Genomic DNA, 20,468 nt, shown 5'->3' with positions numbered 1-20,468 from the left:
TAAAAAAGAGGGATGGCCTGGGCCATCCCTCTCGCTTTCTCCCGTCCGGCGCGGGCACGTGTTCAGGGTAGCCGGCGCTTAATCCAGCAGCACCATCTCCTCCTTGTTGCCACCGCGCTTGGGGGCCTTGAGCAACAACACCAGCGGGATGGCGCACAGGCTGACCCACATCATCAGGCGGAAGTCCTGCAGATAGGCGAGCAGGCTGGCCTGACGGGTCACCTCGCCGTTGAGCATGGCGAGCCCCTTGGGCGCCATCAGCGCCACCATGCCCATCCCCTGATTCAGGGCCGCGTTGAAGGGGGTGATGTAGGAGGCGAACACCTCGTGGTTCATCTGGGTGCGCTGGGCCAGGTAGGTGATGACCACCGAGATGCCGATGCTGCTGCCGATGTTGCGCACCAGGCTGAACAGCGCCGTGCCTTCGTTGCGATAGCGCGGGGCCAGGGTCGCGAAGGTGATGGTGGAGAGCGGCACGAAGATGAAGCCGAGGCCGAGCCCCTGAATGATCCCGGTGCGCACTATGTCCCAGCTGCTGATGTCGGTGTTGAACAGCGTCATCTCCCACATGGAGAAGCTGGTGAGCAGCAGCCCCAGCAGGATCAGGATGCGCACGTCCACCCGGCCCGACAGCCGTCCCACCAGCATCATGGCGAACATGGTGCCGACCCCGCGCGGTGCCAACAGGTAGCCGACGTCGATCACCGGGTAGCCCATCAGGCCCTGCATGAAGGGCGGCAGCAGCGTCATGGTCGCCAGCAAGATGATGCCGACGATGAAGATGAACACCAGGCCGACGCTGAAGTTGCGATCCTTGAACAGGGCCGGCTCTATGTAGGGGTGAGGGTGGGTGAAGATGTGCACCACGAACAGGTAGAAGCAGAGCACCATCATGATGGTCTCGATCACTATCTCCCGGCTGGCGAACCAGTTCTGGGACTCCCCCCGATCCAGTGCCATCTGCAGCGCCCCTATCCCCAGGCTGAGCAGGGCGAAGCCGAGCAGATCGAAGCGCCGGCTGGCGTCGAGTCTGGTCTCCTCGATGAAGGCGGCGAGCCCGAACCAGGCCAGCAGGCCGAACGGCAGGTTGATGTAAAACACCCAGCGCCAGTTGTAGTACTCGGTGAGCCAGCCCCCCAGCGAGGGCCCGAGGATGGGGCCGACCATGACACCTATGCCCCAGAGCGCCATGGCGGAGCCGTGCTTCTCCGGTGGATAGGTATCGAGCAGCACCGCCTGGGAGAGCGGCACCAGGCTGGCGCCGAAGATCCCCTGCAGCAGCCGGAACAGCACTATCTGCTCCAGGCTCTGGGCCGCGCCGCACAGCATGGAGGCGACGGTGAAGCCCACCACCGACCACATGAACAGCCGCTTGCGGCCGATCCGCGACGAGATGAAGCCGGTCAGCGGCATGAAGATGGCGGCCGCCACTATGTAGGAGGTGAGCACCCAGGAGATCTGATCCTGGGTCGCGCCCATGGCGCCCTGCATGTGGGGCAGGGCCACGTTGGCGATGGTGGTATCCAGCGCCTGCATGATGGTGGCCAACATCACCGACAGGGTGATGAAGACGCGACGGGTGCCTTGATCGGCCTCCTCTGTGCCTGCTGTCGTCATATCAACCTCGGAATGACCAGCCAAGCAGGCTGCGCTTGTGGCCGGTGTCGATCTCGGCGATGGCGCTCAGACCCGCGCGCAGCAGCGGCTGATCGGCTCCCTCCTGCAGCCGGATCCGCACCGCGACGCGCTGGGCTATCTTGACCCAGTTGCCGGTGGCGTTCTGGGCCGGGATCACCGAAAACTCGGAGCCGGTGGCCGGGCTCAGGCTCTCCACCACCCCGGTCCAGTGGGCATCCGGGTAGGTGTCCACGCTGATATCCACCCGCTGGCCCGGCTGCACATGGGTCAGCTCGGTCTCGGTGAAGTTCGCCTCCACCCAGGGACTGTCTGTCTCCACCAGCATCATGGCGGTCATGCCCACCAGCATGTACTGGCCCGGCTTGGGCAGCTGGCTGGCGATGCCGTTGGCGGGGGCGTAGATGGTGGTGCGGGCCAGATCCAGCTTGGCCTTGTCCAGGACGGCGGCGGCCTCGCGATAGGCGGGCTGTTGCTCCACCGGCAGGTTCACATCGCCGCTGAGGGAGGCCTCGATCTTCTTGAGCCCCTCCTCCAGCGCCACCTGCTGCTGGGCGGTCTGGATGGTGAGCTGGCGCGCGTCATCGTAGTTGGCGGTCGAGGTGAAGTGCTTGGCCACCAGATCCGCCTGCCGACGCTCCTCCTTGAGGGCATAGGCATTGCGGGTGCGGGCCACGGCGATCTCGGCCTGCTGACCGCGATAGCTGGTCTGCAGCGCCACCAGATCGGTGCGGGCCTTGGCGAGTTCGGCCTCGGCCTTGGTCACGGCGACCTGGAACGACTCGGGATCCAGCTCGAATATCGGCTGGCCGGCCTTGACCTGCTGGTTCTCGTCGACGAACACCTTGGCCACCCGACCCAGCACCTCGGTACTGATGGGCACCTTGTCCGCCTTCACATAGGCGTTGTCGGTCTCGATATAGCGTCCGCCCTGCAGGTAGACGGCGCCGACCCCGAGCAGGGCCAGTGCCGGCACCACCACCAGCAGCAGCAAGCGGGTCCGGCGCCGGTCGGCCGCGGGACGGGAGGAGGGTGAGTCAGTGGTCATAAAAGCGCTCCGCTAATGATTAGGTCGAAAAGGGGAAATCAGGAATGGCAAAGGTTGGCACGCAGGATCTTGAGGGAGTGGCAGAGGGCAGTGGTCGCCTCCTCCCCCAGCTCACCGATGGCGCGCTGATGCACCACCTCGGAGGCCCGCTTGATCAGCGCCAGATAAGGGGTCGCGGCCTCGGTCAGATAGAGCTGATAGGCCCGGCGGTCGGTGGGATCGCTGCGTCGCTCCACCAGGCCATTCTCGGCCAGCTGATCGAGCTGGCGGGCCAGGGTGATGGGCTGGATATCCAGCCCGTCGGCCAGCTCGACCTGACGGATCCCCTCGCTGCGGGCGATATGCACCAGGGCACGGGCCTGGGCCAGGGTCAGGCCGCTCCCTTCCAGCTGCTGCTGAAACTGGCGACGCATCAGACGCTGCACATCGCCGAGCAGGAATCCGATGGAATCGGGTTGTTTGTTCATAGCATGCAACCTATATAGTAAGCCTTGCTTATTATAAGCAAGCCGCTGTCATATGTGCAAGCTGGCCCCGGCCGCCGTTTGTGGTCATGCTAGGGATTGGACACCTCATCGACAGGAGTATCGGTATGGACATCAGGATGGAACGAGACAGTCTGGGGGAGATCGCCGTCCCGGCGCAGCGGCTGTGGGGCGCCCAGACCCAGCGCTCCCTGCACCACTTCAACATCTCGGGTGAGCGCCAGCCGCTTGAGCTCATCCACGCCCTCGCCCGCATCAAGTCCGCCTGCGCCAGGGTCAACCACGCCCAGGGGCTGCTCGCCGCGCGCAAGGCCCAGGCCATCATGGCCGCCGCCGACGAGGTGCTGTGTGGCCAGCACGACGCCGAGTTTCCGCTGATGGTCTGGCAGACCGGCTCCGGCACCCAGACCAACATGAACCTCAACGAGGTGCTGGCGAACCGTGCCAGCGAGCTGCTCGGCGGCGCGCGCGGGGAGGCGCGGCTGGTGCACCCCAACGACGAGGTGAACAAGAGCCAGTCGAGCAACGACGTCTTCCCCAGCGCCATGAACCTGGCGGCCGTCACCGCCATCACGGGCCAGCTGCTGCCGGCCCTCAACACGCTCAAGAGCGCGCTCGCCAGCAAGGCCGCCGCCTTCGATGACATCGTCAAGATTGGCCGCACCCACCTGCAGGATGCCACCCCCCTCACCCTGGGCCAGGAGTTCTCCGGCTGGGTCGCCCAGCTCGAGCAGGGGGAGCGTCATCTGCGCGCCGCCCTGCCCCATCTGTATGAGCTGGCGCTGGGGGGCACTGCGGTCGGCACCGGCCTCAACTGCCCGCCCGGCTTTGCCGAGGCGGTGGCGAGCACACTCGCAGAGCAGACCGGGCTGCCGCTGGTGAGCGCCCCCAACAAGTTCGAGGCCCTGGCGGCGAGCGATGCGCTGGTGCATGGCCACGGCGCCCTCAAGACCCTCGCTGCTTCTCTCATGAAGATCGCCAACGACGTGCGCTGGCTGGCCAGCGGCCCCCGCAGCGGGCTCGGCGAGCTGATCATACCGGAGAACGAGCCCGGCTCCTCCATCATGCCGGGCAAGGTCAACCCGACCCAGAGCGAGGCGCTCACCATGCTCTGCGCCCAGGTGATGGGCAACGATGTGGCCATCAACATCGGCGGGGCCAGCGGCAACTTCGAGCTCAACGTGTTCAGGCCGATGATCGCCTACAACTTCCTGCAGAGCGTGCGGCTCTTGGCCGACGGCATGCAGAGCTTCCACGATCACTGCGCCATCGGCATAGCGCCGAACCGGGATCGCATCGACGAGCTGCTGGCCAACTCCCTGATGCTGGTGACGGCGCTGAACCCCCACATCGGCTATGACAAGGCGGCCGAGATCGCCAAGCGCGCCCACCACGAGGGGATAGGCCTGCGCGAGGCGGCCATCACCTCCGGTCATGTCAGCGCCGGCCAGTTCGACGCCTGGGTGATACCGGCCGAGATGGTGGGACGCAAACCATAGACCTCGCCTCGGACCAGTTCAGCGCCCCTGGAGTCCAACGCCTGGGTGGTGCCGGCCGAGATGGTGGGGCGCAAACCGGGCTGATGCCGGGATCGACGCCATAAAAAAAGAGGCTCCATGAGCCTCTTTTTCCTGTGTCGCACTCGAGCCACCGCTCAAGTCTTGCTCTGGCAGTTGAACATCCAGTGGGTGCCGAACTTGTCGACCAGAGAGCCGAAGTAGTCCCCCCAGAACATCTCCTGCAACGCCATCTCCACCTTGCCCCCCGCCCCCAGGGCGGCAAACAGACGATCGGTCTCGCCACGGCTGTCCGGCTCCAGGTTGAGGTAGCTGTTGTTGCCCTGCACCAGATTGAACCCCATGCTGACCGGGGCATCGGTGCCCATCAGCACATGGCCGCCGAGGATGGACAGCTCTACATGCATCACCAGCTCCTCGTCCTCCTTCGACAGGGCGGGCTGGCCAGGGCAGCCGGGGGAATCCTTGAAGCGGTGAATGGGGCCGTTGAAGTCGCCGCCGAACACCTCCCGGTAGAACAGGAAGGCCGCCTCCGTCTCCCGAGGGAAATTGAGATAGGTACTGACACGTGCCATGGTGATCTCCTTGTCACTGATGTGGCTGGCCCGCTGGCCAGCTATCAGCATAGAAGAGTCAACTGCCACAGTCGCATTCGCCCGGCACGGGCACTGAGGCTGATGGGGCCCAAATCCGCACGGCATTCATCCGCCCGCCGTGCGCCCGCCCCCCGATAAGGAAACCCTCGGCCGATGGCACCCGCCGAACGCATCCTGTGCAAACCTTGAAAAGAGCAACCAATCTTCAGCACGGGTTGCACCTCCTTCAACATTCGGGAGACAAGCCATTAACCTGTTCATCTTGCAGTAAAAAGCGCCCACGGCCGCACCACACTGGGCCCAGCCGCCAACCCGATAGGCTCCTTTAAATTCAGCAATGTAGCGAAAGCATTAAAATTTCTAACTTGCAGGTTGCACCTGGTTGCGCCATCCTCGTCAAAATTTAACCATTCGGCAATATTGTCACCGTACCGACACAGGAAGTCCCATGGCCACCACCACCCTTGGCGTTAAACTCGACGAAGCGACCCGCGACCGGCTGAAACAGGCGGCGCAGACCCTGGACCGCACCCCGCACTGGCTGATCAAGCAATCGATCTTCACCTACCTGGAGCAGCTGGAGCGCGGCCTGACCCCGCCCGAGCAGTCCGGCCTGGCCGCCGCCGCCGGTGAGGAGCCCGTAGAGGCGCTGACCGAACAGGGCATCCAGGTCTTCCTCGAGTTTGCCGAGAGCATCTTGCCGCAGTCCGTGCTGCGCGCCGCCATCACCTCCGCCTATCGCCGCCCCGAGACAGAGGCCGTGCCCATGCTGCTGGAGCAGGCACGCCTGCCGAAAGAGAAGGCCGAGGCCACCCAGAAGCTGGCCCTCGGCATTGCCGAGAAGCTGCGCAACCAGAAGAGCGCCAGCGGCCGTCAGGGCCTGGTGCAGGGCCTGCTGCAGGAGTTTTCCCTCTCCTCCCAGGAAGGGGTGGCGCTGATGTGCCTGGCCGAGGCGCTGCTGCGCATCCCGGACAAGGCGACCCGCGATGCCCTGATCCGCGACAAGATCAGCGGCGGCAACTGGAGCCAGCATCTGGGCAACAGCACCTCATTGTTCGTCAACGCCGCCTCCTGGGGCCTGCTCATCACCGGCAAGCTGGTGGCCACCCATAACGAGGCCGGCCTCAACAACTCCCTCAAGGGGTTGATCGGCAAGGGCGGCGAGCCGCTGATCCGCAAGGGCGTCGACATGGCGATGCGGCTGATGGGCGAACAGTTCGTCACCGGCGAGACCATAGCCGAGGCGCTGGCCAACGCCGGCAGCACCGAGAGCAAGGGCTTCCGCTACTCCTACGACATGCTGGGGGAGGCGGCCCTGACCGAGGAGGACGCCAAGCGCTATCTCGCCTCCTACGAGCAGGCCATCCACGCCATCGGCAAGGCCTCCCACGGCCGCGGTATCTACGAGGGCCCGGGCATCTCCATCAAGCTCTCCGCCCTGCATCCGCGCTACAGCCGCGCCCAGTACGATAGGGTGATGGAAGAGCTCTACCCCACCCTGCTCGGTCTGACCCAGCTCGCCAAGCAGTACGACATCGGCATCAACATCGACGCCGAGGAGGCGGATCGGCTGGAGATCTCCCTCGATCTGCTGGAGAGGCTCTGCTTCGATCCGTCGCTGGCCGACTGGAACGGCATCGGCTTCGTCATCCAGGCCTATCAGAAGCGCTGCCCCTATGTGATCGACTACGTCATCGATCTCGCCAAACGCAGCCGCCACCGCCTGATGATCCGGCTGGTGAAGGGCGCCTACTGGGACAGCGAGATCAAACGCGCCCAGCAGGACGGCCTGGAGGGCTATCCGGTCTATACCCGCAAGCCCTATACCGATCTCTCCTACCTCGCCTGCGCCCGCAAGCTGCTGGCGGTACCGGAGTCCATCTATCCCCAGTTCGCCACCCACAACGCCCACTCCCTGTCGGCCATCTACCAGCTGGCGGGGCAGAACTACTACCCGGGTCAGTACGAGTTCCAGTGCCTGCACGGCATGGGTGAGCCGCTGTACGAGCAGGTGGTCGGCAAGGTCGCCGACGGCAAGCTCGGTCGCCCCTGCCGCATCTATGCACCGGTCGGCAGCCACGAGACCCTGCTCGCCTACCTGGTGCGCCGCCTGCTGGAGAACGGGGCCAACACCTCCTTCGTCAACCGCATCGCGGACAACAGCATCTCGCTGCAGGATCTGGTGCAGGATCCGGTACAGCAGATCGAGCAGATGGCCGCCCGTGAAGGCAGCCTCGGCCTGCCCCACCCGCGCATCCCGTTGCCGCGTGAGCTGTACGGCAAGGCCAGACCCAATTCCGCCGGCCTGGATCTCGCCAACGAACACCGACTGGGTTCGCTCTCCGCCGCCCTGCTCGGCAGCACCAACAACCGCTATCTGGCTCAGCCCATGCTGGGTTGCGAGATTGCGGCTCCGACCGAGTTCCAGGCTGTGCTCAACCCGGCGGATCATCGCGATGTCGTCGGTCAGGTGAGCGAGGCCAGCCCCGAGCTGGTGGACAGTGCTCTGGCCTGCGCCCTGGCCAGCGGCCAGATCTGGCAATCGACCCCGCCGGCCGAACGCGCCGCCGTGCTGGACAGAGCCGCCGATCTGATGGAGTCCGAGCTGCAGCCCCTGATGGGCCTGCTGGTGCGCGAATCCGGCAAGACTTTCAGCAACGCCATCGCCGAGGTGCGCGAGGCGGTCGACTTCCTGCGTTACTACGCCGCCCAGGCGCGCGACCACTTTGCCAACGACAGCCACAGGCCGCTCGGCCCCGTGGTCTGCATCAGCCCCTGGAACTTCCCGCTGGCGATCTTCAGCGGTCAGGTCTGCGCGGCGCTCGCCGCCGGCAATACGGTGCTGGCCAAGCCGGCGGAGCAGACCCCCCTCATCGCCGCCCAGGCGGTGCGCATCCTGCGCGAGGCAGGGGTCCCCGAGGGCGCGGTGCAACTGCTGCCGGGCCGCGGTGAGACGGTGGGCGCGACGCTTATCGCCGACGAGCGGATCCGTGGCGTCATGTTCACCGGCTCCACCGAGGTGGCGGGCATCATCTCCCGCAACCTGGCCGGTCGCCTCGATGCCCAGGGCCGCACCATACCGCTGATCGCCGAGACCGGTGGCCAGAACGCCATGATCGTCGACTCCTCCGCCCTGACCGAGCAGGTGGTGATGGACGTCATCTCCTCGGCGTTCGACAGCGCCGGCCAGCGCTGCTCCGCGCTGCGGGTGCTGTGCGTGCAGGACGACGTGGCGGAGCGGGTGATCCGCATGCTCAAGGGGGCCATGGCCGAGTACAAGGTCGGCAACCCCGAGCACCTCTCCACCGACATAGGCCCTGTCATCGACGCCGAGGCCAAGGCCAATATCGAGCAGCACATCAAGGCCATGACCGACAAGGGTCGCAAGGTGCACCAGATCGCCCGCGCTCAGGGTGCCGACTACAGCCGCGGCACCTTCGTGCTGCCGACCCTGATCGAGCTCGACAGCCTGGACGAACTCGGCCGCGAGGTGTTCGGCCCCGTGCTGCACCTGGTGCGCTACCCGCGCGCCAAGCTCGGCGAGCTGCTCGCGCAGATCAACGACAGCGGCTACGGCCTGACCCTGGGGGTGCATACCCGGATCGACGAGACCATAGCCCAGGTGGTCAACACCGCCAAAGTGGGCAACCTCTACGTGAACCGCAACATAGTGGGCGCCGTGGTCGGGGTGCAGCCGTTCGGTGGCGAGGGCCTCTCCGGCACAGGTCCCAAGGCGGGCGGCCCGCTCTACATGTACCGCCTGCTGGCGACCCGCCCGCAGGATGCGGTGGCCAGCCAGCTGCGCCAGGAGCCGGGTGCAACCCAGCGCACCGAGGCGACCAAGCCGGCCCTGCAGGCCTTGCGCAACTGGGCACTCAAGCAGGAGAAGGCGCTGGTGGCCCTGTGCGACCAGTATGCCGAGCTGGCCCAGAGCGGCCTGACCCAGGTGCTGGTCGGCCCCACCGGCGAGCGCAACACTTACAGCCTGCTGCCACGGGAGCGGGTGCTCTGTCTGGCCGAGGATAAGGGCGATCTGCTGGCCCAGCTGGCGGCCTGTCTGGCGGTCGGGACGCAAGTGCTGTGGCAGGACAACGCCCAGAACCGTACCCTGCAAGCCGGCCTGCCGGCCGAGGCTCGGGGCCGCATCCAGCTGGTGGCGGACTGGGCCAACGGCGACATCGGCTTCGATGCCCTGCTGCACCACGGCGACTCTGATCAGCTGCGGGAGGTGGCCAAGCTCGCCGCCGCCCGTCCTGGTGCCATCGTCGGCGTGCACGGCCTGCACCGCGGCGAGACCGACATCCCGCTGGAGCGCCTGCTGATCGAGCACGCGCTCTCGGTCAACACCGCCGCCGCCGGTGGCAACGCCAGCCTGATGACCATAGGCTAAGCACCGCACAGTGACAGAGACCCAAGCCCCGCAGACGCGGGGCTTGTTATCTCGGCCACGCGATCAAAAGAGATTAAAAAAGGCCGTCCTTATCGGGGCGGCCTTTTTGTTGGTTCATTCAGCGGGGGAACTTACTTGGTTATGGCAGCGGCCGATTAGGCTTCGCTAATCGACCCTACACACATTCCATCAACACTCGGGAGCTGAACTTGGTGATGGGCTCGTAAGGGAAAGGTCGCGCCTGTCTCCGCCATTCATTGCCTTCTAAACCGAGATCCCAGACCTACACATACTCCATAAAGACTCTGGAGGTGAGCTTGGTGATCAGTTCGTAGGGAATGGTGCCTATCTCCTCGGCGACTCGCTCCACCGGCAAGCCTTCGCCCCAGAGCACGGCCTCGTCACCGGCCTTGTCGGTGGCGCCTGGGCCGAGATCTACGGTGGTCATGTCCATGGAGACCCGACCCACCAGCGGCACTATGCGGCCATTGACCAGCACCGAGGTGCCGTTGGGCGCCATGCGGGGATAGCCATCGCCATAACCGATGGCGATGACGCCGAGCCGGGTGTCACGGGTCGATACCCAGTTAGCGCCATAGCCCACCGGCTCGCCGGCCTTGTGATCCCGCACCGCGATGAGCTGGGTCTTGAGGGTCATCACGGGCTTGAGGTCGTAATCCGCCGCCACCGTATCCGGGAAGGGGGAGACGCCGTAGAGGATGACGCCGGGGCGCACCCAGTCGCAGTGGGAGTCAGGCCAGGCCAGGATGCCCGCCGAGTTCGCCATGGCACGCTCGCCCTTGAGCGGCGCGGTCAGGCGGCTGAACAGGTCGATCTGCTCGCGGGTGGTGGGCTGCTCCAGCTCATCGGATCGGCTGAAGTGGGTCATGATGTTGAACGGCTGCACCACGTTCTTGCAGCGGGCCAGCCGCTCGATAAAGGCGGGCATCTCGTCGGCGCGCACCCCGAGCCTGTGCATGCCGGTGTCGAGCTTGAGCCAGGCCACCACGGGGGCCGGCAGCTCGGCCTGCTCCAGCGCCTCGAGCTGCTCCCAGGTGTGCACCGCGGTCTGCAGATTGTTGGCCGCCAGCACCGGCAGATCCGCGCTCGAGAAGAAGCCTTCCAGCAGCACTATGGGCTTGACCACGGCGCAGGAACGCAGCATCAGCGCCTCCTCGATGCGGGCCACCGCATAGGCATCCGCATCCACCAGGGTGCGGGCGACCGGCAGCAGGCCATGGCCATAGGCGTTGGCCTTGACCACGGCGATGATCTTGCAGGAAGGGGCGTGGCGCTTGACCACGGCGAGGTTGTGGCGCAGGGCCGTCGTATCGATTTGGGCAATAGCCGCTTTCATCTGTTTTCCCTTACGAGGGCATGATGGCGCACGCGCGCCAGGCACCGAGTGGTGTCATCCCTTAATAGTCATCGTCTAAGGCCGGACCGGCAGAATTGTCGAACCGGGAAAACTGTGTCTGGTATCCGGGGCGATCTCGACCCCGGCTTAGTAGTCATCATCAAACGCCGGGCCGGCGTAGTTGTCGAACCGGGAGAACTGACCCTGGAAGGTGAGGCGCACCCGGCCTATGGGGCCGTTACGCTGCTTGCCGATGATGATCTCGGCAATCCCCTTGTCGGGACTGTCATCGTGATAGACCTCATCACGGTAGATAAACATGATCAGATCCGCGTCCTGCTCGATGGAGCCTGATTCCCGCAGGTCCGAGTTGACCGGGCGCTTGTCGGCCCGCTGCTCCAGGCTTCGGTTCAACTGGGAGAGCGCCACCACGGGACACTGAAGTTCCTTGGCCAATGCCTTGAGGGAGCGGGAGATCTCGCCGATCTCCAGGGTTCTGTTGTCGGACAGCGCCGGTACCCGCATCAGCTGCAGGTAGTCGATCATGATCATGCTGAGGCCGCCGTGCTCGCGGGCGATGCGCCGCGCACGGGAACGCACGTCGGTCGGGGTCAGGCCGGAGGCATCATCGATGTACATCTTGCCCTTCTCCAGCAGCAGCCCCATGGTGGAGGAGAGCCGCGCCCAATCTTCATCGTCGAGCTGGCCGGTCCGCACCTTGGTCTGATCGATGCGCCCCACAGAGGCGAGCATACGCATGATGATCTGCTCGGAGGGCATCTCCAGGGAGAAGATCAGCACCGGTTTGTCGGCGGTGAGCGCCGCGTGCTCGCACAGGTTCATGGCAAACGTCGTCTTGCCCATGGAGGGACGGGCCGCCACGATAATCAGATCCGAACGCTGCAGGCCGGCGGTCATCTTGTCGAGATCGCCGTAACCGCTGGAGACGCCAGTCACCCCGTTGTGAGGGGTCTTGAACAACTCCTCAATCTTGTCGACCGTCTGCTCCAGAATGAGCTTCAGGGGCTGCGGGCCCTCGTTGGCGCTGGAGCGCTGCTCGGCGATCTTGAACACCTTGCTCTCGGCCAGATCCAGCAGATCGCCTGAGGTGCGGCCCTGGGGCTCGTAGCCCGCCTCGACGATCTCGTTGGCGACCGCGATCATCTCCCGCACCACGGCCCGCTCACGCACTATCTCGGCGTAGGCATTGATGTTGGCGGCGCTCGGGGTGTTCTTGGCGATCTCCACCAGATAGGCGAAGCCACCGGACTCCTCCAACTGCTCGGAGCGCTCCAGCTCCTCCTGCAGGGTGATGAGATCGATGGGGTTGCCCGCGTTGGTGAGGCGGGTCATGGCCTGGAAGATCAGGCGGTGGGGACGGCTGTAGAAATCCTTGTCGATCACCCGCTCGGCCACCCGATCCCAGGCCTCGTTATCCAGCATCAGGCCGCCCAGTACGGACTGCTCGGCCTCAAAAGAGTGGGGGGGAACTTTCAGCTGTTGTGTCTTGGCGTCTTTTTTCGCCGTCACTTGCTCTGCCATACACATAAAAACCGCAGCGGGAAGGGGACGGGAATTTTACAAAAGAAACCCCGCCATCGCGAGCGCTAATGCGCGCTATTCACTTCGGATCGGGGCAACCCTCCTCCCCTGGGTTGCGGTCACGGCACTTGGATGGGATTGCGGGCGGGCTCACACCACGATGAAGGGCCAGACCAGCGTCTGATCCTGCACCTTGGCTCTGAGCTTGTTGCGCAGCTTGCGCTCCTTGCGACTCGGCCGTCTGTTTCTCATGCGGATTCTCCTCTGCGCTCCCCGGGATGGGGTAATCTGTTCATGAATAATTCATGCCAACCATGTTAATCATAGTCGCAAGCTGCAACACAAAAAGGGACCGGCAGCCTGCCATGCGCCTCGCTGAGCTTGCACAAGCAGAGCATGCCCCCACCTACATGAGAGTGAAAAGAGTCAAAATGAAAAAGATGCTGACCCTGTTTGCCGTGATCCTGGCCATTGGCCTCGGGGCACCCATAGCCGAAGCCAAGAAATTTGGTGGCGGCGGATCCTTTGGCAAGAGCTACAAGACGGCGCCGGCCCAACCGGCTCCAACCGCCGCACCGGTGAACGGTAAGAACCCGACCCTGGCCGCGGCGCCCAAGAAGAGCGGCATGATGGGCGGCCTGCTCGGCGGCCTGCTGGCCGGCGGCCTGTTCGCCTACCTGCTGGGTAGCGGCGCATTCGAAGGTCTGCAGGGCATGGACATGCTGCTGATCGCCCTGCTGGCCCTGGGTGCCGTCTTCCTGCTGCGCACCCTGCGCAAGAACAAGGCGGCGACGGCCCAGCCACAGGCAGCCTATGCGGGTTATCAGCCCCCGGTCGCGCCCCAGCAGTTCGAGCAGAGCCACGGTGCTCCGCAGGCGACCGGCTTCGCCGACAGTGACGTGCCGTTCCGTCTGCCTCCCGGCTTTGACATGAATGGCTTCCTGTCCGGCGCGCGCGATCACTATCGCACCCTGCAAGAGGCCTGGAACAAGAACGATCTGGAGAAGGTACGCGAGTACGTGAGCCCGGAGCTGTTCGAACAGCTCAAGGCCGAGCGTGCCAAGTTGACCGGTGAGCAGCATACCGAAGTCATGTATGTGGACACCCAGCTGGTACGCGCCGACTACGGCAGCGACTGGGCCCAGGTCAGCGTGCGCTTCAGCGGTCGCTACATGGACCGTCAGGAGCAGGTCGAGGAAGACATCAAAGAGGTGTGGCACCTCGAGCGCAACCTGGCCAAGGACAATGCCCCCTGGCACATCGCCGGTATCGAGCAGCTGTAAGCGCTCCCATCCGGCAAGCATGATAAAGGCGACCTCAGGGTCGCCTTTTTATTGGCACTAAATATAGAAGACGTTATTCCGGCGCCACCATGACAGCTCGCCAATATTGCCTCACCGCCGAGCCGGGTGACATCATAAATATGAAAGAGGCAGCCTGGGCTGCCTCTTTCGCTTTATGGGTGCAGGACCCTGTCGTTATTTACAGCCATCGAGCGAGGCGGAATTAACATAGCTCACCTCGCCGGCTGGCTGATAATCGGCCACCAGTATGGTCTTCTTCGCCTCGATATACTCCTTCAATACCCCGGCATCCACCAGACCGGCGTTGATGGTATTGATCTTCGGATAGCCATCGCCACCGGCCGCGCTGAAGCTCGGGATGGCAAAGCTGTAGACCGCGGCCGGATCGAACGCCTTGCCGCCCACGCTGGTGATGGTCACGCTCTTGGCCTGGCAATCCACCGCCATCTTGATGCCACCAAACTGGGCATAGCCACCGGTGTTGACTGTCTTGGTCGCCACCTGGCCCAGATAGGTCACCAGCTCGCTGCCGCTCATGGTCGCCTTGTTGACCGTGTTGCCAAACGGATGCACGGTCAGCACGTCGCGATAGCTGATGTCGCCGGCGGCGATGGAGGCACGCACCCCACCCGAGTTGACGATGGCAAAGTCGGTGCTCAGCTTCTGCGCCGTGGCGGTGGTGATCAGGCGACCCAGGTTGGTCTGCTTGTTGCGCACATTGGCACGCTCACCGTCCAGCAGGCCGTCGGTGGAACCAATTACCACGCCCAACTCCTGCTGACCCTTCTCCTGATAGGTGAGCAGAGTGTTGTACAGCTCGGGATCCTTGGTGATCTCCTCCTGAATGAAGGCACCCCCAGCGTCTTTGAGATTGACCGGGATCAGCTCATAGCTGGTCAGGGTCAGCTTGCCATTCTGGTAGTCGAACTGGGCGCGGCCCACATACTTGCCCCACTCGTGAGCCTGCATGATCCAGGTGCCGTTCTGCTGATCCGGCAGGCAGTCGTCACCCGGCTTGAAGTCGGCATACTTGTTCACCGTCCCCGGCTCCATGCAGACCGGATTCTGGGAGTGGCCGCCGATGATGGCGTCCAGGGTGCCGGCCGGCAGCGCACGGGCCATCTCGACATCGCCAGGGGCGTTGCTGCCGTGCTGACCATCCTCGTAGTGACCCATGTGGGTGATGGCGAAGACCAGGTTCGCCTCTTTGTCGGCACGGATCTGCTTGCCGAGCTTGGCCGCCTCCGTGGTCGGATCGCGGAACTCCAGGGTCTGGACGTTGTTGGGATCCACCAGCTGGGCGGTGTCTTCGGTGGTCAGCCCCAGCACGGCGACCTTGAGGCCATTCTCCAGCTTGAACACCTTGTAGGGGTCGAAGTAGCGCTTGCCGCTGGTCTTGTCGTAGATATTGGCGGAGATCATGGGGAACTTGGCCCACTGACGCTGCTTCTCCAGGATGGTCAGGGGGTTGTCAAACTCGTGGTTGCCCACGGCCATGGCATCGTAGCGAATGCTGTTCATGGCCATGAAGTCCGGCTCCGCATCCTGCAGATCCGACTCGGGCACCCCGGTGTTCACGTCACCACCGGAGAGCACCAGCACCTCGCTGCCGGCCGCCTTGGCCTCGCCACGCAGACGCTCGACCAGCGTCTTCTGGGCCGCCATGCCATATTCACCCTTGTCATTGTGCCAGAAGCGACCATGGGTATCGTTGGTATGCAGGACGGTGAGTTTGCAGACATTCTCGCTGCAGGGGGCGACACTTTCATTGCTGGAGGTATTACAGCCACTCAGCGCGGCGAGCACAGCCAGTGCGACACTTCCTTTGACAAATTTATAATTCATTTCCATATCACCTTGTTATTTTGTTATTGGACGACCCAAGCCATTAGGTCGGGCGGTAATATAACAAACAACATGTGACGCTTTTTCATCGGTGACTCACAAATTCCGCTAAATGTGATCATCTGCGCAACTTGCTTTCTCATTCTGATATTTCGATCGTCTTTCCCGCCCTGCCGAGTGGGTCGCGCACCGGGATGGCAGCCTGAGCGGCGCAGTTATGGCATACTTTCCGCCAATCGATGCCAAGGAGAGCCGTGAATGGCAAAGTACGACAAAATTTCCCCCGAGACCCAGCAAGAGGCGATGAAGATCGCCCGCGCCAACCAGAAGCCGGGCCAGACCAAGGAGCAGACCCAGCTGATCGCCCAGGGGATCCAGAAGGGGGTCGACGAATACAAGAAGCAGATGAAGGCACGGGCCCGCGAGGCCAGCCGCCAGAAGAAGCTGCAGGCCAAGGCGAAACAGCCGCAGCAGGGCGAGCAGGAGGAAGAGACCCATGAGATCGAGCTGATCGAGGTCTCCCGCCAGCATCCCCTGCCCTGGATCCTGTTGCTGCTGAGCTGGCTGGGCTTTGCCGCCGCCTGGTTCTGGCTGCGCTGATCCCGCCCCAGGCAAAGGTTTGCCTGGGATCGGCTTCACAGCCTGGGGCCGACAGGCTGGTCATGTCCCGCGCCGGCTGATTAAATCCCGCCTCCCATCGTCCTGGGGCCGCGCTGTCCCTGCCCCGTGCAGCGCCGAGGCCACGCCTGCCTGCCGCCACCGGCAGGACGATGAGGCACTCGGCCCCACTCATCCACCGTCTGGAGACCCTCTATCATGAACCCGGCCCCGCTCTATCTGTTGGCCCCCCTGGTACTGTTTATCGTGACCCTGGTGCTCTATCGCATCTCGCCGCTGCGGGCCGTCGCGGCCGGCAGCGCCCGCTGGTTCATCCTGCCCGCCTTCACCCTGTTCATCCTGCTCATCGTCATCAATGGCGCCGCCGACCCGGCCCTGCGCAGCCCGGGCTTTCACTGGCTGATGCCGGGGCTTGGCTTCGCACTCTGCCTGTTCCCGGCGCTGCCCAAGGCGCTGGTGCCCCGCCTCGCCATCAAGGAGGGCGCCTTCGCCGCCCTCGGTCTGATGCTGATGAGCCTGGCCATGGTGTATTGACGGCAGAAAGTGGTGATATCTGACGGACCAAGAGGCGCCCTGTGATGGGCGCCTCTTGTACAAACAATGGCCTGCCGGCATCTTGGTGGGCGGATAACCGGCAAGGAGGCCTGATGGACAATGCACCCGATTTCATGGCGCAGTGGGATTATCAAGATCCCGCCGCCACCGCCCTGCGTTTTCAAGCACTGCTGCCTGAGGCGCGCGCTGCCGCCGACCTGCAGTACGAGCTGGAGCTGCTCACCCAGATAGCCCGCACCCATTCGCTACAACGCCAGTTCGACCAGGCCCATCGGCTGCTCGACGAGATAGAACCCCGCCTCACCGATGCCACCCCGCGGGCCCGCCTTCGCGCCTTGCTGGAGCGAGGGCGGACGTTCAACTCCGCTGGCGACAAGGCCCGTGCCAGAGCCCTGTTTGAACAGGCCTGGCAGCAGGGAGTGAAGCACGAGGAGCGCTATCTGGCCATCGATGCGGCCCACATGGTGGCCATCGCCGCCCCGCTGGAAGAACAGAGCCGCTGGCATCAGCTGGCGATGGCATTGGCCGAGCGCAGCCAGGACAAGCGGGTGCGCGGCTGGCTCGCCACCCTCTACAACAATCAGGGTTGGACCCTGTTCGAGCTGGGCCGCATTGACGAGGCCATCGTCTGCCAGCAAAAATGCCTGGCCTGGCACGAGCAGCACAACAACCAGGCCAAGGCCTTCATCGCCCGCTGGAGCCTGGCGCGGCTGAGTCGGGCCCAGGACCAACATGAGCGGGCCATGGCCGAGCTGACGCAACTGCGGGACGACATGGCCGCAGCCGGCGTCCCCGAGGATGGCTATGTGTTTGAAGAGCTGGGGGAGAATGCGCTGGCGCTGAATGATCCTGCGGTGACCGAATACTTTGCCCGCGCCTGGTTTCTGCTGTCACAGGATCGCTGGCTGCAGGCCAACGAGGCAGAGCGGCTGGCCAGGCTCAAGCGCCTCGCCAAGCTCTAGCAATAACACAGCGGGGCGGCCAGTTGGCCGCCCCGCACACAAGCGCATCTGCCCAGGATGACGGATGCCATCCCGCCCCCGCCTCAGGCTATGCTCGCCTCTTCCCAGCCCTGCTTCTTGCGATAGATAGAGGTTGAGCGGCTGATCTTCAATCAGCTCTTCAGAGCTGGTTCGCCTCTTCCCAATTCTGCTTCTTGCGATAAATGGTGGAGGGGCTGATCTCCAGCAGGGCCGCGGCCTTGGGAATGTTGCCATCACAGCTGGCGATGGCCTGCTCTATGGCCTCCTTCTCCACCAGCCAGAGCGGGCGGATGGGGGCATTGAGCGGCGTGGGGACGCTCGCGTCTGCCTGGGTCGCGGCGGCCAGCGGCACCGGGCCGCCCCGGCGGCCGTTGAGGGGCGGCGGCAGTATGTCCGTGCTCACCCACTCCCTGTCGTTGAGCACCACTATGTTGCGCACCACGTTCTGCAGCTCGCGCACGTTGCCGGGCCAGGGGTAATCGAGCAGCACCCGCACCGCATCGCCATCGAAATCCCGGAAGCGCTTGTTCTCCTCCTTGGCATAACGCAGCAGGAGGTCGCGCGCCAGCAGCAGTATGTCCTCGCCGCGCTCGCGCAGCGGCGGCAGGCTGAGGGGGATCACGTGCAGGCGGTAGTAGAGATCCTCCCGAAAACGCCCCGCCTTCACCTCCACCAGAGGATCCCGGTTGGTGGCGCAGACGAAACGCACGTCCACCGTCTCCAGCTTGCCGCTGCCGACCCGCTGCAGGGTGCCGGTCTGGATGAAGCGCAGCAGCTTGCTCTGCAAGTCGAGATCCATCTCGCAGATCTCGTCGAGGAACAGGGTGCCGCCGTCGGCCAGGCTGGCTGCCCCCTTGCGATCCCCCTGGGCGCCGGTGAAGGAGCCCTTCACGTGGCCGAAGATCTCGCTCTCCATCAGATCGTGCGGGATAGCGGCGCAGTTGAGCGCGATGAAGGGTTGCTCCCGGCGCGGGCTGCATTGATGAATGGCCTCGGCACACACCTCCTTGCCGGTCCCGCTCTCGCCGGTGATGAACACGGTCGCCTTGCTCGGCGCCGCGCTCTCTATGATGCGGTACACCGCCTGCATCGGCATGGAGGCACCGATGAAGCCGGCGAAGGAGCTGCGCTCGAAGTTCTCCCTGTACTGGGCCACCAGCGAACTCAGCTGCTGATGGGTCAGGGCATTGCGGGCGGTGGCACAGAGCCGCTTGCTATCGAACGGCTTGGTCAGGAAGTCGAAGGCCCCGTGGCGCATCGCCTCCACCGCCACGTCCACCGAGCCGTGGGCGGTGATCACCACCACCGAGCAGGGCAGTTGCTGCTCGGTGATCTGCTGCAGGATCTCCATGCCGGACATGTCGGGCAGTTCCAGATCCAGCAGCACCACCGGCGGCGGGCTGGCCAGCAGCTGCGCCAGCGCCTGCTGGCCACAGTCGGCCAGCAGCACCTCATAGCCATCCTGGGCCAGGTACTGTTCATAGACGACAGCCAGACTGCGGGTGTCTTCCACCAGCAGGACGCGAGGTTTGCTTTCAGCCACGGGATCCATCCTTGCGATTGATTTTGTTGTCTATTCTGGGGGCTAGACGCCACACACTCAAGCCGCGGCCAGCCTCTTTCTCCCGCCGGTGGCGAGCGACACAAGTAAAAACGGCTCCCTGAGGAGCCGTTTTTGTGCAGTATCCTGCTTATTTCTTGGTGTTGTCGGCTTCGGCAGCCGGCTTCTCGATGGCCAGCAGCTCGACGTCGAATACCAGCACGGCGTTCGCCGGGATTGAGCCTGCACCGTGCTCGCCATAGGCCAGCTTGGACGGCAGGAAGAACTTGAACTTGGAACCGACCGGCATCAGCTGCACGCCTTCGGTCCAGCCCGGGATCACCTGATTCAGCGGGAAGGTCGCCGGCTCGCCACGGTCGACGGAGCTGTCGAACTTGGTGCCATCGGTCAGGGTACCTGTGTAGTGTACCTTGACGATGTCGGTGGCCTTCGGCTTGGCGCCGTCACCCATCTTCTCGACCAGGTATTGCAGGCCGGATTCGGTGCTCTTCACGCCTTCTTTCTTGGCGTTGGCGGCCAGGTACTCTTCACCCTTCTTCTGGTTTTCCACGGCATCCTTGTCAGCCTTGGCCTTGGTCAACTCGTTGATCTTGGCGTCGTACTGCTGCAGAACCTTCTGGATCTCCTCGTCAGTCATCTTGGCGTCTTTGCCCAGACCGTCGGTCACCCCTTTGAGGATGACGGAGTTGTCCAGCTTGATGCCAAGCTCCTGCTGGCGCTCCAGCGTATTGGCGATATAACGACCCATGGAGAGGCCAATTGCATAGCCGGATTGCTCTTCAAAGCTCTTGGCTTCAGCCTTGGGGGCCTCTGCCGGCTTGCTGGCTTCTGCCTTGACCTCTGCGGTGTTCGCAGCGGGCTTCTCATCTTTTTGGCAAGCAGTCAGACCTACGGCAACGGCCGCAGCCAACAGGGACACCTTCAGAAAATTGTTCATCAGTTTCTCCAAAACTCTAAATACCGCTCTCGGTTCCTTCGTGAAATGAGAGGTTTATCGTGATAAGCGCCTTATACTAACGCCGTGATCGCAGG

15 protein-coding genes are annotated in these 20,468 nt (G+C 63.9%); 6 read left to right on the top strand and 9 right to left on the bottom strand.

Going from position 1 to position 20,468, the window contains the following annotated elements; all coding sequences use genetic code 11:
* Window positions 1-78: 78 nt before the first annotated feature.
* Genes KW821_RS13355 through KW821_RS13345 form a run of 3 tightly spaced genes read right to left on the bottom strand, consistent with a single transcriptional unit; the run spans window position 79 to window position 3,150 of the window.
* Window positions 79-1,617 carry a DHA2 family efflux MFS transporter permease subunit gene (locus tag KW821_RS13355; RefSeq protein WP_218291782.1) on the bottom strand — a complete coding sequence of 513 codons (1,539 nt, stop codon included), beginning with the start codon at window positions 1,615-1,617 and terminating at the stop codon, window positions 79-81.
* A gap of 1 nt (window position 1,618) precedes the next feature.
* A complete protein-coding gene (locus tag KW821_RS13350) occupies window positions 1,619-2,683 on the bottom strand; it encodes an HlyD family secretion protein (RefSeq protein ID WP_218291781.1) in 1,065 nt (354 codons plus the stop codon).
* A gap of 38 nt (window positions 2,684-2,721) precedes the next feature.
* Entirely contained in the window at window positions 2,722-3,150 is a 429-nt protein-coding gene (locus KW821_RS13345; protein ID WP_042654187.1) for a MarR family winged helix-turn-helix transcriptional regulator, read from the bottom strand.
* Window positions 3,151-3,275: 125 nt separating this feature from the next.
* Between KW821_RS13345 and fumC the strand changes: the two genes are divergently transcribed.
* Window positions 3,276-4,667 carry a class II fumarate hydratase gene (gene fumC, locus KW821_RS13340; RefSeq protein ID WP_218291780.1) on the top strand — a complete coding sequence of 464 codons (1,392 nt, stop codon included), beginning with the start codon at window positions 3,276-3,278 and terminating at the stop codon, window positions 4,665-4,667.
* Window positions 4,668-4,822: 155 nt separating this feature from the next.
* Here fumC and KW821_RS13335 read toward each other — a convergent pair whose 3' ends face one another.
* Complete coding sequence (locus KW821_RS13335; protein WP_218291779.1) at window positions 4,823-5,260, bottom strand: VOC family protein; 438 nt, start codon at window positions 5,258-5,260, stop codon at window positions 4,823-4,825.
* Window positions 5,261-5,729: 469 nt separating this feature from the next.
* On the opposite strand from KW821_RS13335, the gene putA reads away from it, so the two are divergent.
* Window positions 5,730-9,671 (top strand): trifunctional transcriptional regulator/proline dehydrogenase/L-glutamate gamma-semialdehyde dehydrogenase, encoded by a 3,942-nt coding sequence (putA, locus tag KW821_RS13330; protein ID WP_218291778.1) that lies wholly within the window; start codon window positions 5,730-5,732, stop codon window positions 9,669-9,671.
* A gap of 283 nt (window positions 9,672-9,954) precedes the next feature.
* Here the strand turns inward: putA and alr are convergent, their stop codons facing one another.
* Both alr and dnaB read right to left on the bottom strand, forming a co-directional pair.
* Window positions 9,955-11,028: an alanine racemase gene (gene alr, locus KW821_RS13325; RefSeq protein WP_042654190.1), complete on the bottom strand. Its 1,074-nt coding sequence runs from the start codon at window positions 11,026-11,028 to the stop codon at window positions 9,955-9,957.
* 147 nt (window positions 11,029-11,175) lie between these two features.
* Complete coding sequence (gene dnaB, locus KW821_RS13320) at window positions 11,176-12,570, bottom strand: replicative DNA helicase (RefSeq protein ID WP_042654191.1); 1,395 nt, start codon at window positions 12,568-12,570, stop codon at window positions 11,176-11,178.
* Between the two features lie 431 nt (window positions 12,571-13,001).
* Between dnaB and KW821_RS13315 the strand changes: the two genes are divergently transcribed.
* Complete coding sequence (locus tag KW821_RS13315) at window positions 13,002-13,853, top strand: Tim44 domain-containing protein (protein ID WP_218291777.1); 852 nt, start codon at window positions 13,002-13,004, stop codon at window positions 13,851-13,853.
* Between the two features lie 195 nt (window positions 13,854-14,048).
* On the opposite strand, the gene ushA is transcribed toward KW821_RS13315, so the two are convergent.
* Window positions 14,049-15,719 carry a bifunctional UDP-sugar hydrolase/5'-nucleotidase UshA gene (gene ushA / locus KW821_RS13310; protein WP_042654193.1) on the bottom strand — a complete coding sequence of 557 codons (1,671 nt, stop codon included), beginning with the start codon at window positions 15,717-15,719 and terminating at the stop codon, window positions 14,049-14,051.
* Between the two features lie 258 nt (window positions 15,720-15,977).
* Between ushA and KW821_RS13305 the strand changes: the two genes are divergently transcribed.
* The 3 genes from KW821_RS13305 (at window position 15,978) to KW821_RS13295 (ending at window position 17,854) form a co-directional block, all read left to right on the top strand.
* Window positions 15,978-16,319, top strand: a complete 342-nt coding sequence (locus KW821_RS13305; protein ID WP_218291776.1) for a DUF2956 domain-containing protein — start codon at window positions 15,978-15,980, stop codon at window positions 16,317-16,319.
* Window positions 16,320-16,535: 216 nt separating this feature from the next.
* Window positions 16,536-16,871 (top strand): hypothetical protein, encoded by a 336-nt coding sequence (locus tag KW821_RS13300; RefSeq protein WP_042654195.1) that lies wholly within the window; start codon window positions 16,536-16,538, stop codon window positions 16,869-16,871.
* Between the two features lie 113 nt (window positions 16,872-16,984).
* Window positions 16,985-17,854 (top strand): tetratricopeptide repeat protein, encoded by an 870-nt coding sequence (locus KW821_RS13295; RefSeq protein ID WP_218291775.1) that lies wholly within the window; start codon window positions 16,985-16,987, stop codon window positions 17,852-17,854.
* A gap of 160 nt (window positions 17,855-18,014) precedes the next feature.
* On the opposite strand, the gene KW821_RS13290 is transcribed toward KW821_RS13295, so the two are convergent.
* Together KW821_RS13290 and fkpA are read right to left on the bottom strand one after the other, a co-directional pair.
* Window positions 18,015-19,418, bottom strand: a complete 1,404-nt coding sequence (locus KW821_RS13290) for a sigma-54 dependent transcriptional regulator (RefSeq protein WP_218291774.1) — start codon at window positions 19,416-19,418, stop codon at window positions 18,015-18,017.
* A 148-nt stretch (window positions 19,419-19,566) separates the two neighbouring features.
* The gene (gene fkpA / locus KW821_RS13285) at window positions 19,567-20,373 is read right to left on the bottom strand and encodes an FKBP-type peptidyl-prolyl cis-trans isomerase (protein ID WP_042654197.1); all 807 of its coding nucleotides are present in this window, start codon (window positions 20,371-20,373) and stop codon (window positions 19,567-19,569) included.
* Window positions 20,374-20,468: the final 95 nt, after the last annotated feature.

The organism is Aeromonas sp. sif2416 (assembly GCF_019218665.1).
GTDB lineage: Bacteria > Pseudomonadota > Gammaproteobacteria > Enterobacterales > Aeromonadaceae > Aeromonas > Aeromonas encheleia.
Note: the sequence above shows the minus strand (reverse complement) of the source record. Positions and strands in the feature narration are given on the sequence as shown.

Coding starts and splice junctions, on each gene's coding strand:
- KW821_RS13350 (WP_218291781.1), bottom strand. CDS start 2,683: ATGACCACTGACTCACCCTCCTCCCGTCCCGCGGCCGACCGGCGCCGG.
- KW821_RS13300 (WP_042654195.1), top strand. CDS start 16,536: ATGAACCCGGCCCCGCTCTATCTGTTGGCCCCCCTGGTACTGTTTATC.
- fkpA (WP_042654197.1), bottom strand. CDS start 20,373: ATGAACAATTTTCTGAAGGTGTCCCTGTTGGCTGCGGCCGTTGCCGTA.
- KW821_RS13345 (WP_042654187.1), bottom strand. CDS start 3,150: ATGAACAAACAACCCGATTCCATCGGATTCCTGCTCGGCGATGTGCAG.
- fumC (WP_218291780.1), top strand. CDS start 3,276: ATGGACATCAGGATGGAACGAGACAGTCTGGGGGAGATCGCCGTCCCG.
- KW821_RS13355 (WP_218291782.1), bottom strand. CDS start 1,617: ATGACGACAGCAGGCACAGAGGAGGCCGATCAAGGCACCCGTCGCGTC.
- KW821_RS13335 (WP_218291779.1), bottom strand. CDS start 5,260: ATGGCACGTGTCAGTACCTATCTCAATTTCCCTCGGGAGACGGAGGCG.
- KW821_RS13305 (WP_218291776.1), top strand. CDS start 15,978: ATGGCAAAGTACGACAAAATTTCCCCCGAGACCCAGCAAGAGGCGATG.
- KW821_RS13315 (WP_218291777.1), top strand. CDS start 13,002: ATGAAAAAGATGCTGACCCTGTTTGCCGTGATCCTGGCCATTGGCCTC.
- alr (WP_042654190.1), bottom strand. CDS start 11,028: ATGAAAGCGGCTATTGCCCAAATCGATACGACGGCCCTGCGCCACAAC.
- dnaB (WP_042654191.1), bottom strand. CDS start 12,570: ATGGCAGAGCAAGTGACGGCGAAAAAAGACGCCAAGACACAACAGCTG.
- KW821_RS13295 (WP_218291775.1), top strand. CDS start 16,985: ATGGACAATGCACCCGATTTCATGGCGCAGTGGGATTATCAAGATCCC.
- ushA (WP_042654193.1), bottom strand. CDS start 15,719: ATGAATTATAAATTTGTCAAAGGAAGTGTCGCACTGGCTGTGCTCGCC.
- putA (WP_218291778.1), top strand. CDS start 5,730: ATGGCCACCACCACCCTTGGCGTTAAACTCGACGAAGCGACCCGCGAC.